The sequence below is a fragment of the Microbacterium sp. 22296 genome (assembly GCF_052045385.1).
In the GTDB taxonomy this organism is placed as follows: Bacteria; Actinomycetota; Actinomycetes; order Actinomycetales; family Microbacteriaceae; genus Microbacterium.
This window is the reverse complement of record NZ_JBQEOS010000003.1, coordinates 249,870-261,207: the sequence shown is the minus strand read 5'-3', so window position 1 is coordinate 261,207 and position 11,338 is coordinate 249,870. Positions and strand designations below refer to the sequence as shown.

8 protein-coding genes are annotated in these 11,338 nt (G+C 70.5%); 6 read left to right on the top strand and 2 right to left on the bottom strand.

Annotated elements, in window-relative coordinates; all coding sequences use genetic code 11:
• Nucleotides 1-38 precede the first annotated feature (38 nt).
• The 6 genes from ACTJJP_RS07590 (at nt 39) to ACTJJP_RS07565 (ending at nt 8,732) form a co-directional block, all read left to right on the top strand.
• Nucleotides 39-956 (top strand): ROK family protein, encoded by a 918-nt coding sequence (locus ACTJJP_RS07590; protein WP_440774410.1) that lies wholly within the window; start codon nt 39-41, stop codon nt 954-956.
• Nucleotides 957-1,130: 174 nt separating this feature from the next.
• Nucleotides 1,131-2,336, top strand: coding sequence for an ROK family protein (locus ACTJJP_RS07585; protein WP_440774409.1), 1,206 nt, complete (start codon nt 1,131-1,133; stop codon nt 2,334-2,336).
• 137 nt (nt 2,337-2,473) lie between these two features.
• Nucleotides 2,474-3,832, top strand: coding sequence for an extracellular solute-binding protein (locus ACTJJP_RS07580; RefSeq protein ID WP_440774408.1), 1,359 nt, complete (start codon nt 2,474-2,476; stop codon nt 3,830-3,832).
• 2 nt (nt 3,833-3,834) lie between these two features.
• Nucleotides 3,835-4,767: a carbohydrate ABC transporter permease gene (locus ACTJJP_RS07575; protein ID WP_440774407.1), complete on the top strand. Its 933-nt coding sequence runs from the start codon at nt 3,835-3,837 to the stop codon at nt 4,765-4,767.
• A complete protein-coding gene (locus tag ACTJJP_RS07570; RefSeq protein ID WP_440774406.1) occupies nt 4,764-5,675 on the top strand; it encodes a carbohydrate ABC transporter permease in 912 nt (303 codons plus the stop codon). Before ACTJJP_RS07575 ends, ACTJJP_RS07570 begins: the two co-directional genes overlap by 4 nt.
• A 30-nt stretch (nt 5,676-5,705) precedes the next feature.
• Nucleotides 5,706-8,732 (top strand): alpha-mannosidase, encoded by a 3,027-nt coding sequence (locus tag ACTJJP_RS07565; protein ID WP_440774405.1) that lies wholly within the window; start codon nt 5,706-5,708, stop codon nt 8,730-8,732.
• A 63-nt stretch (nt 8,733-8,795) separates the two neighbouring features.
• Here ACTJJP_RS07565 and ACTJJP_RS07560 read toward each other — a convergent pair whose 3' ends face one another.
• The gene (locus ACTJJP_RS07560; protein ID WP_440774404.1) at nt 8,796-9,284 is read right to left on the bottom strand and encodes a hypothetical protein; all 489 of its coding nucleotides are present in this window, start codon (nt 9,282-9,284) and stop codon (nt 8,796-8,798) included.
• A gap of 4 nt (nt 9,285-9,288) precedes the next feature.
• Nucleotides 9,289-11,277, bottom strand: coding sequence for a primary-amine oxidase (locus tag ACTJJP_RS07555; RefSeq protein WP_440774403.1), 1,989 nt, complete (start codon nt 11,275-11,277; stop codon nt 9,289-9,291).
• Nucleotides 11,278-11,338 lie beyond the last annotated feature (61 nt).

Sequence of the window (11,338 nt, the reverse complement as noted above, 5' to 3'; positions counted from 1 at the left end):
ATGATCGGGCAACGTTGTCCTACCCGAGGAGCCCGCGTATGTCCCTGCCCGCTTTCACCCACGTGCTCGCCGTCGACATCGGCGGAACCAAGGTCGACGCCGCTGTCGTCTCGGCCTCGGGAGAGGTCGTCCGCGAGAGCGTGACCCGTCGCCCGACCGGTCGAGAGAACGACCGCGAGACCATCGCGCGCAACGTGCGGGAGGCCGCCGAGGGAGCGCTCGCGGCGGTCCGCGGAGTCACCGTCGGAGCCATCGGCGTCGGCAGTGCCGGCCCGGTCGATCTGCCCTCTCGCTCGGTCTCTCCGCTGAACCTCCCCCTGGCGGCGGGGCTGGCGATCGACGACGTTCTGGCGGGACTCGTCGACGGACCGATCCACCTCGCCCTCGACGGCACGTGCATCGCGCTGGCCGAGCACTGGCGCGGCGCCCTGGTGGGCGTCGACGACGCGATGGCGATCGTGGTGTCCACGGGCGTCGGCGGCGGCTTCGTGCTGGGTGGTCGGCCGGTGACGGGCGCCAGCGGCAACGCGGGCCACCTCGGTCAGACGTTCGTGCGCACCATCGAGGGCGATGAGGTCGTGGCATCCACCCTCGAGGCGGTCGCCGCCGGCCCGGGGACCGTCGCCTGGGCGCGGGCGCAGGGGTGGGAGGGCGAGACCGGCCTGGATCTGGCCGCCGCGCACGCGGCCGGCGACGAGATCGCGATCGCTGCCGTCCGCCGCTCGGCCACCGCGGTCGGCCAGGCCATCGCCGCGGCGGCGACCCTGTGCGACCTCGAGGCCGTCGCCATCGCCGGCGGGTTCTCGCACGTGGCCCCCGACTACATCGACCAGGTGAGCGAGGCGGCCCGAGCGGCGTCTCTGCACGCGTACGCGCGCCGCTGCCGCGTCGTCGGGTCCGGCCTCGACGGTGACGGCCCCTTGCTGGGCGCGGCGGCGCTCGCGCTGCAGTCCTGACGTCCGACCGCGGTCGTCTGCCGGGAGTCCGTGGGCCGCGGGGGACGGTCACCTTCGCGAAGGTGAGCCCGCTCTGCGCGGCCCTCGGCGTCCGGTGCCCGGGGTCCGCGCGGGGCGGGCGTACCCTGAAAGGCGAGGGGCCGCGCCGCGGACCGGCGAACGAAGGCGGGGGCCATGCGTACGGGATCCAACCTGCCCGCGGTGGGGGAGTACAACCAGACACTGGTGCTCGACCTCATCCGCCGTTCGCCCGAGGGTCTCAGCCGCGTCGAACTCTCGGCCCGCACCGGGCTGAGCGCCCAGACGTTGAGCAACGTCACCCGACGCCTCGCTGACGAGGGCCTCATCGTCGAGGCGGGCAAGGTCATCTCCGGCCCCGGCAAGCCGCGGACGCTGTTGAAACTGGATCCCCGCTCCCGCTTCGCCGTCGGCGTCCACCTCGACCCCGTCGTCGACACGATCGTCGTCGTCGACATGGCGGGCGAGGTCATCGTCCACGACGAGATCCCGCGCGCACCTCACGCGAGTCCCGCGGAACTGGTGGATGCCGTGGGCGCCGCCGTCGACGCGATCGTCGAGCGCGCCGGCATCGCCCGCCATCTCGTGCTGGGTGTGGGCGTGGCCGCTCCCGGTCCCTTCGACGCCCGGGGCGGACGCCTGCTCGATCCGCCGCTGCTCCCGCAGTGGCACAACGTCAACGTTCGCGAAGACCTCGGTGCGGTGACCGGCCTGCCGGTCCTCGTCGAGAAGGACGTCACCGCGGCGATGGTCGGCGAGATGTGGTTCGACCGCTCCGACCGGCTGACCGACGCGATGTTCCTGTACTACGGCGCCGGTGTCGGCCTCGGAGTGGCCATCTCGGGCGCGCCGGTGCGCGGGCGCACCGGCAACGCGGGCGGCATCGCCCACGTGGTGGTCGACCCCGACGGACCGCGCTGCGAGTGCGGGTCACGCGGGTGCCTCGGGGTGTCGATCGAACCGCGCGTGCTCCTCGCCGAAGCCGGATCCGACCCGGGAGAAGCGGGAGACACGCGTCCCCACCTCGATCGCCTGGTCGCGAGCGCGCGCCGCGGCGATGCGCGGGCGGTGGAGGTGCTGGAGCGGGCGGGGGAGCGAATCGCGCGCGCCCTGGTGGTGACCAACAATCTCCTCGATGTCGACGAGGTCGTGCTGGGCGGCCCGGTTTGGGAACGGCTCGCGGAGGTGCTCGGCGACACGGTGGCCGCGCGGGTGGCGAGCGACCCGGTGTCGACCTCGACGCGGGCCATCGTCGTCCGCCGCTCCCTCGTCGGTGTCGACGTGGCCGCGGTGGGAGCCGCCTGCCTGTTGCTCGACGGCGCGTTCGCGGCGAGGCCCGCCCGCATGATGATCGCCCTCTGAGGCGGTTTTCCGCGGTTCACCGGCGTCCGTGGCTGGATCGTTACCGAGAGGATCCCACCCGGACTTGCCGAGTTAGTCCATTTGATTTATAAAAGTTCCTGGCGACGCGGTGTCTCCACCCGAGCAAGGGAGCTTCCATGAAGAAACTGACGATGGCGACCGGTCTTCTGACCGCCACCGCCCTGACCGTGGCTCTGGCCGGCTGCTCCGGCGGCAGCGCCGACGCGGGCGACAGCACGACCATCCGAGTGGCCTACCAGACCACCGCGACCTTCAACGCGATGCAGACGCTGATGGAGACCGCGAAGCAGCAGTACGAGGCCGCCCACGAGGGCATGACCGTCGAGCTCGTCCCGATCCAGGCCGAGGGCGCCGACTACTACACGAAGCTCGCGCTGATGAACAAGTCGGCCAGCACCGCCCCCGACGTGCAGTACGAAGACACGTTCAAGATCCAGTCCGACGCGGCCGCCGGCTACCTGCTGCCCCTCGACGACTACCTCGCGAAGTGGGAGGACTGGTCGCAGTTCGCCGAGGGCGCCAAGCAGGCCGGCCTCGGCCCCGACGGCAAGACCTACGGCGTCTCGCTCGGAACCGACACCCGCGGCCTCTGGTACAACAAGGCCGTCTTCACCGCCGCCGGCATCCCCGTGCCGTGGCAGCCCGAGACCTGGGACGACGTGCTCTCCGCCGCCGAGAAGGTCAAGGCGTCGAACCCCGACGTCATCCCCCTCAACGTCTACTCGGGCAAGACCGCCGGTGAGGCGGCATCCATGCAGGGCCTCGAGATGCTGCTCTACGGCACCGAGGACACCCTCTACGACACCGACAGCAAGAAGTGGGTCGTCGGCAGCCAGGGCTTCAAGGACTCGCTGCAGTTCGTCTCCGACGTCTACCAGGGCGGCCTCGGCCCGTCGCTGCAGCAGGCGCTCGACCCCAACATCTTCACCAGCGTGACCGCCGACTGGCTGCCTTCCGGCAAGCTCGCGATGGCGCTCGACGGCTCGTGGCAGTCGGCCGCGTGGGTCGAGGGCGGTTCGGCCGCGTGGCCCGAGTGGAGTGACGCCCTCGGCATCGCCGCCATGCCCACGCAGGACGGCCAGGCGCCCGGCAGCACCAGCATGTCGGGCGGATGGACCCTCGCCATCGGCAAGAACACCAAGAACGCCGACGCCGCGTGGGACTTCCTCTCGACCGCGGTGAACAAGGACAACGCCACCGCCTACGGCATCGACAACAGCCAGATCGCCGTCCGCGCGGACGTCGCCGAGTCCAGCGAGTACCTCGACGCGAACCCCAGCTTCGAGACCTTCTCGAGCTTCGTCGACACCACGCACTTCCGTCCCGCGACCGAGGACTACGACAAGATCTCGAACCAGATCCAGGTCGCCATGGAAGCCGTCATGACCGGGCAGTCGAGCGTCTCCGACGCGGCCGCAGCATACGACCAGGCCGTCATCGGCATCGTCGGCGAAGAGAACACCCAGAAGGGCTGACCGTGACCGCCCTGGCCCACACCGGGGCGACCGGCACCGGCCGGGGGTCGCGCGTGAAGACGCGCGGCCTCCGGTCGTCGGCCCGGGCGCTCCCTCTCCTGCCGGCAGCGCTGCTGCTGGCGGTGTTCCTCCTCGGCCCCATCCTGGTGTCGCTGTGGGGATCCCTCACCAACGCGACCCTGTCGGGATCGACCGCCGTCGCGAGCGAGTTCATCGGCTTCGACAACTACACCCAGCTCTTCAAGGCCCCCGACTTCCCCGTCTCGGTGATCAACACGGTCGTGTTCGTGTTCTTCTCCGCCGTCATCGGGCAGAACGTGCTCGGCTTGGCCCTGGCGCTCATGATGCGATCGGGCAACCGCGTCGTCACCGCCGTGGTCGGCACCATCGTCGTCACGGCGTGGGTGCTCCCCGAGATCGTCGCGGCGTTCGCCGCGTACGCCTTCTTCCGCGACAACGGCACCCTCAACGGCATCCTGGCCCTCTTCGGCGCGGAGCCGGTCAGCTGGCTGTTCACGATGCCCGTGCTGATGGTCATCTTCGCCAACATCTGGCGCGGGACCGCGTTCTCGATGATGGTCTACTCCGCGGCCCTCGCCGACGTGCCGCCCGAGATCACCGAGGCCGCCGAGGTCGACGGGGCCAGCGGCATCAAGCGCCTCTTCTTCATCACCATCCCGATGATCCGATCCACCATCGGCACCAACTCGATGATCGTCACCCTGCAGACCCTCTCGGTCTTCACGCTCATCTTCGTCATGACCGGCGGCGGCCCCGGCAACGCCAGCACGACGCTGCCGATCCTCGCCTACCAGCAGGGTCTGAAGTTCGGCGAGCTGGGCTACGGCACGGCCATCGCCACGATCATGCTTCTCATCGGCGCGATCTTCTCCTTCTTCTACGTCCGCGCGCTGCGCGAGGAGGTCTCGTCATGAGCGCCACCACGACCCTCCCCGAGGTGACCGGTCGCAGCCGGTCCGTCTCCCGGGCTCCGAAGAAGACCAAGGCGTCTCTGTCGTCGCCGCGTACGCGGGCGCTGCGGATCCTGAGCAACACGCTGCTCATCGTGATCGGCATCCTGTTCGTCGTGCCGCTCATCTGGCTCGTGACCGCCTCCCTCGACGCGCAGCCGACGCTCGCGATCAAGATGCCCGAGGTGATCACGCTCGACAACTTCACCGCCGTGATGAAGCCCGACCTGCTGTTCCTCCCGCTGTGGAACAGCGTGCTGCTCGCGGGCGGCACCGCGATCGCCACGGTCGTGCTCGCTTCGCTGGCGGCCTACCCCCTGTCGCGGTACAAGATGCGCGTGGGGAAGCCCTTCCTCTACGCGGTGCTGTTCGGCACGTGCCTGCCGATCACGGCGATCATGGTGCCGGTCTACAGCCTGTTCGTGCAGCTGAACCTCATCGACTCCGTCGGCGGCACGATCCTGTTCCTCACCGCGAGCGCCCTGCCGATCGCGATCTGGATGATGAAGAACTTCATGGACGGCGTGCCCGTCGAGCTCGAGCACGCGGCCTGGATGGACGGTGCGGGATCCATGCGCACGCTCGTGCAGATCGTGCTCCCGCTCATGCGCCCCGGGATCGCCGTGGTGTTCATCTTCACGTTCATCCAGGCGTGGGGGAACTTCTTCGTCCCCTTCGTGCTGCTGCTCAGCCCCGACTATCAGCCCGCGGCCGTCAGCATCTTCAACTTCTTCGGGTCCTTCGGAGCCGTGGCCTACGGCCAGCTCGCGGCCTACTCGATCGTCTACTCCCTGCCCGTCCTCGGTCTGTACGTCCTCGTGCAGCGCGGGCTCGGCGGCCCGTCGGCTCTCGCCGGCGCCGTCAAGGGCTGACCCGTCCCCCCAGACAAGGAACCCACTTCCATGCACGACCGCACCGCGCTCATCGAGATGCGCATCGAACGCTTCGTCCGCGAGCGTCTCGCCCCCGCCGTCTACCGCGCCCGCCAGCCCCTCGAGATCTCGGCCTGGGAGGCTCCCGGCGAGCCCGTGACCTTCGACCACGCTCGGGATGCCGAGTACCGCCCCTTCGCGATCGGAACGCCCTGGGGCCGGGCGTGGGGCACCACCTGGTTCGCCGTGTCGGGCGAAGTCCCGTCCGCGTGGCGCGACGCCGCGGGCGCGCTGCCCGAGGGCACGGTCGCCGAGTTCGTCGTCGACCTCGGCTTCACGGCCGGTCAGAGCGGCTTCCAGTGCGAGGCGCTGATCTGGAACCGCGACGGCGCCCCGATCAAGGGCATCTCTCCCTTCAACAACGCCACCGCGGCGGCCGTCGACGCCGAGGGTCGCGTCGACGTGCTGGTCGAGGCCGCCTCCAACCCCGATGTGGGCAGCCTCTTCACCTTCGAGCCCACCCCGGTCGGCGACCCCGCGACCGCGGGAGACGCTCCTCTCTACGTGCTGCGCGAGATGTCGATCGGCCTGCGCGACGTCGCGGTGTGGGAGCTCCTGCAGGACTTCCGTCTCCTCCACGGGCTGATCGCCGAACTCGACGCGACCTCCGCGCGCCGAGCGACCCTGCTCGAGGCGATGGATGCCGCGATCGACACCGTCGATCCCGACGACGTCGCCGGCACCGCCCAGGCCGGTCGCGACGTACTCGCCCCCCTGATGCAGGCGCCCGCGGCATCCAGCGCCCACGTGCTGCACGCCGTCGGACACGCGCACATCGACTCGGCCTGGCTCTGGCCCGTGCGCGAGACCGCCCGAAAGGTCTCGCGCACGTTCAGCAACGTGCTCTCGCTCATGGACGAAGATCCCGGGTTCGTCTTCGCGAGCTCGTCGGCGCAGCAGTTCGCCTGGATGAAGGAGCACTACCCGGCGCTCTGGGAGCGGCTCAAGGCGCGCGTCGCCGAGGGACGCTTCGTGCCCGTGGGCGGCATGTGGGTCGAATCCGACACCAACATGGTCGGCGGCGAGGCCATGGCCCGCCAGTTCGTGGAGGGCAAGACCTTCTTCCTCGAGGAGTTCGGCATCGACACCGAAGAGGTGTGGCTGCCCGACTCGTTCGGCTACAGCGGAGCCCTGCCGCAGATCATGAAGGCCGCCGGCGCCCGCTGGTTCCTCACGCAGAAGATCTCGTGGAACGAGACCAACCGCATCCCGCACCACACCTTCCGCTGGGAGGGCATCGACGGCTCGCGCATCTTCACGCACTTCCCGCCGGTCGACAAGTACAACTCCGAGGTCACCGCCGCCGACCTCGCCCACGCCGAGCGCAACTTCTCCGACAAGGGGCGCGCGCGCACGTCGCTCCTGCCCTACGGCTTCGGCGACGGCGGCGGCGGACCCACGCGCGAGATGACGGCGACGATCGCCCGCACGCACTCGCTCGAGGGCGCGCCGATCGTGAAGCACTCCACCCCGCGGGAGTTCTTCGAGACGGCCGAGGCCGAGTACGCCGATCCGGCCGTATGGGCGGGGGAGCTGTACCTCGAGTTCCACCGCGGCACCTACACCAGCCAGCTGCGCACCAAGCAGGGCAACCGTCGCAGCGAGCACCTCCTGCGCGAGGCCGAGCTGTGGGCGGCGACCGCGACCGTACGCACCGGTGCCGCCTACCCGGCCGAGACGTTCCAGCGCCTCTGGCGCCTGGTGCTGCTGCAGCAGTTCCACGACATCCTGCCCGGCACCTCCATCGCCTGGGTGCACCGGGATGCCGAGCGCAACTACGAAGCCATCGCGACGGAGCTCGAGCAGGTCATCGCCGACAGCCTCCGCGCGCTGGTCGGAACCGGCGACCGGGCGGTCGTGGCGAACGCCGCCCCACACCGCCGCGCCGGCACCCCCGCGCTGGCGATCGCCGCGGCGACCCCCGCCGGCGACGTCGCCCCCCGCGCCGAGGGCGACGGCTGGGTGCTCGAGAACGGCCTCGTCCGCGCCGAGATCGACGGCCGCGGCCTGATCACCTCGCTGGTCGATCTGGCATCCGGTCGCGAGGTCGTGCCCGCGGGACAGGTGGCGGGCCAGTTCGAGATCTTCCGCGACACCCCCACCCAGTGGGACGCGTGGGACATCGACGAGACCTACCGCCGCCACGCCACCGCCCTCGACACCGCCGAGCGGGTCGCTGTCGACGGCGATGCGATCGTGGTGGAACGCGCGGTCGGCGACTCCACCGTCGTCCAGCGCATCGCCCTCGCCGAGGGTTCGCGCACGGTACGCCTGTCGCTCGACGTCGACTGGCACGAGCAGCAGAAGCTGCTCAAGCTCCGCGTCCCCGTCGACGTGCACACCGACCGCGCGGCATCCGAGATCCAGTTCGGACACATCGTGCGCCCGACCCACACGAACACCTCGTGGGATTCGGCGCGCTTCGAGACCGCCGCGCACCGCTGGGTGCGCGTCGGCGAGAGCGACTTCGGCGTCGCCGTCACCAACGACTCGACCTATGGTCACGACATCACGCGCCACGAGCGCGAGGCGGGCGGCACCTACTCGCTCGTGCGGCTGTCGATCATCCGCTCGGCGATGTTCCCCGACCCGGGGCAGGACCAGGGCGCGCACCACCTCGAGGTGGGCATCGTGGTCGGCGCCGACGTCGTCGACGCGGTCGCCGAGGGCTATCGCACCAACCTGCCGGAGCGCGTCGTCACCGACGCCGCCGAGGAGTCGGTGGCGCCGCTCGTGTCGATCGATGAGCCCGGCGTCGTCGTCGAGGCGATCAAGCTCGCCCAGGACGGCTCGGGCGACGTGGTGGTGCGCCTGTACGAGGCACTCGGCCAGCGAGCCCACGCCCGTCTCGAGGCCGGCTTCGAGGTCACGGGTGTCGCCGAGACCGACCTGCTCGAGCGCGAGGTCGACGCGGCCGCGGTGTCGGGCGTCGCGGGCGGCTCGGTCGAGCTCGACCTGCGTCCGTTCCAGCTGGTGACGCTGCGCCTGAAGCGCTGACAGCCGGCGCCGTCGGGCCCGAAGAAGACGCGGTGNCCCCCGGCCGCACCGTCATGTGCGGGGTCAGAGCGCGGCGACGCCCATGAGGATGACGGATGCCGCCATGGCGCCGATCTGCGCTCGGTCGAGCCTCGCCCGCATCCGCCGGCCGGCCGCGACCGAGAGGGCGGCATAGCCGAGCACCGCGGCGCCGAGCACCGGGCCGAGCGCGGGACCGTGGGAGTGTGCCGCCGTGTGGCCTCCCATGCCCAGGTGCAGCGCCCCCATGACGACCATGCCGACCGTGGTGTGAAGGGTCATCAGCGTCGGGGTCCGCGGCATCCGCCGCTGTCGCGACCGCCGCCAGACCGCGAGCGCCACCGCGGCGACCAGCAGCAGCGCCGTCCAGTACACCGGCGCGATCACGCCGAACGCGGCGGCATCCAGCATCGCCAGCAGCATGAGGACGGATGCCACGACCTCGGGCGGTCGCACCCGCGCGCGGTCGGCGGCCAGACAGCACGCGCCGATCGCCGCGGGCGCGACCGCCCAGGCGTGGAGGATCTCGCTCATCGCCTCAGCAGTGGCATCCGGATGCCGACGGTTCGCCGTGCGCGTCACCGTGGGCCGCGGGGGCGCAGTGGGTCGACGCCGGTGCCGGGACGTTGAGCACGGGGTTCCGCTCGAAGAAGTTGTACGGCTTGAGCGTGAACTTCGCGTAGTCCATCGGCATGACCGGCCAGTCCTCGTTGCGCGGGAAGTGCGTCAGGCCGAAGGTGTGCCAGAGCACGACGTCCTCACCGACGAGGGGCTCGTCGCCCGCGATGAAGGCCGGGATGCCGGCGCCGCCGGGGTGCTGGTTGACGAAGTCGCCCGCGGCATATCGCTCGTCGGGGTCGTACTTCGTCACGAAGAGGTTCTTCGTGGCGAAGGCGGCGCGCGCGGCGATCGAGGAGTCGTCGTCGGCGAGCAGCACGGGCGTCTCGGTGGGGAAGAGCATGTACGACGTCGCCTGGCCGCGTTCGGTCGTCTTCTCGGTCGAGGCGATCTGCCAGACGCGGCTGACCGCTCCGTCGGCGAGACGACCCGAGACCTTCTCGGAGGTGATCGGTGTCACCTTCTTGGTGAAGGCGTTGCCGGCGGGGTTGTCGGCCGAGATCGGCACGCGCACCGCGTCGATCTCGTTGACGACGTTGGCGACCCCGTCGACGGTCATGTCCAGTCGCGCCGAGAACAGGTGCTGGTGGTAGGGCGCCCCGAGGCCCGGCGCCACCTCCGACGCGTAGGGGTAGTCCGCCCCCGGGTAGGCGGAGGTGAACAGGATGCCGGTGAGCTTGGCCTCGCACTCGATGGTGCCGTCGAGGTAGAGGTACCAGTAGAAGCCGTAGTCGTAGTTGCCCACCGTGGTGAAGAACGAGATGACGAGACGCCGGGACCGGCGCACCTCGCTCGACCCGGTGAAGATGTCGGTGTGCTTCCAGAGGGCGCCGAAGTCCTCCTCGTGCATGCACACGGCGTTGCGGACGGTCCGCGGCATCCCGTTCTCGTCCGACAGCACGGCGTCCACGTAGGTGATGTCTCCGACGCAGTCGCAGCCGAGCTCGAGCTCGTTCGTGTAGCGACCGAAGAGGTACTCGCCGGTGTCGAAGTAGTTCTGCCAGAAGCGGTTGGGTGCGGGATCGGCGTAGGGCACGACCATCTCGCTGATCGATCCGCGATACATCACCGGGCGGCCCGCGAACGAGAGCTGGCGCACGATGAGTCCCTCGCGGGTGTCGAAGCCGATGCGGAGGTCCCACTCGCCCCACGTGACGTGCTCGCCGTCGACCGTGAAGCTCGAACCCTCGGGCTGAGTGATGACAATGGGCTTCAGCCCCTCCAACGGCGGACCCTGCAGCTCGGGGTCATCGAAGTTGCCGTGGGTCTCGGGCACGGTGAACCCGGGGGTGTCGACGACCTCGATGACGGCGCGGGCTGCGACGTCGATGTAGGCGGTGAGACCGTCGACGGGGTGCGCCCACGGGTGGTCGGCGGGGTGGTCCTGGCGGAACGCGAAAGTGCGCAGCACCCGGCGGCCCACCTCGTTCTCGTAGCCGTAGTGCCCCGCCGACAGCGGTACGAGCACGACGTCGGCCGTGGTCAGGCCGCGCGCGGCGAGGGCGGCGACCCAGACGTCGCTCTCGTTCGCGATGACGCCGACCTCCTCGAACTCGGCGTCGAGGATGGGGAGCTGCCCGTCGGAGCCGTCGAGCTCGGTCTCGCGCAGCACGGCTCCGGTCGCGAGCGAGACGACGAGGTCGAGCGAGTGCGCGGTGCGCAGGTTCAGCAGCTGGACCCGGGCGCGGCGCTCGGGCGCGGGGGACCCGCCGCGCTCCCACGCCAGCACCTCGGCCTTGGGGGCTTCTTCGAGGCCGACGTAGGCGAAACGGGTCGCCTCATCGATGCCGGTGAGACCGGCGACGATCGCGTGGACGGCGGTGATCTCGGCGGCCGTGAGCGAGGCGAGGGGGTGGGCCGGCGCCGCGGGAGCGGCGAAGGCGGTGGTGGTCGGATCGGTGAGGGTCATGGTGTCTCTCTCGGGTGGAACGGTCGTTGCGAGGGGAGGGGCGAGGGGAGGGATGCCGCGC

What these genes read in the sequence shown, in the direction of transcription:
- ACTJJP_RS07590 (WP_440774410.1), top strand. Translation starts at nt 39, where the DNA reads ATGTCCCTGCCCGCTTTCACCCACGTGCTCGCCGTCGACATCGGCGGA.
- ACTJJP_RS07585 (WP_440774409.1), top strand. Translation starts at nt 1,131, where the DNA reads ATGCGTACGGGATCCAACCTGCCCGCGGTGGGGGAGTACAACCAGACA.
- ACTJJP_RS07580 (WP_440774408.1), top strand. Translation starts at nt 2,474, where the DNA reads ATGAAGAAACTGACGATGGCGACCGGTCTTCTGACCGCCACCGCCCTG.
- ACTJJP_RS07570 (WP_440774406.1), top strand. Translation starts at nt 4,764, where the DNA reads ATGAGCGCCACCACGACCCTCCCCGAGGTGACCGGTCGCAGCCGGTCC.
- ACTJJP_RS07565 (WP_440774405.1), top strand. Translation starts at nt 5,706, where the DNA reads ATGCACGACCGCACCGCGCTCATCGAGATGCGCATCGAACGCTTCGTC.
- ACTJJP_RS07560 (WP_440774404.1), bottom strand. Translation starts at nt 9,284, where the DNA reads ATGAGCGAGATCCTCCACGCCTGGGCGGTCGCGCCCGCGGCGATCGGC.
- ACTJJP_RS07555 (WP_440774403.1), bottom strand. Translation starts at nt 11,277, where the DNA reads ATGACCCTCACCGATCCGACCACCACCGCCTTCGCCGCTCCCGCGGCG.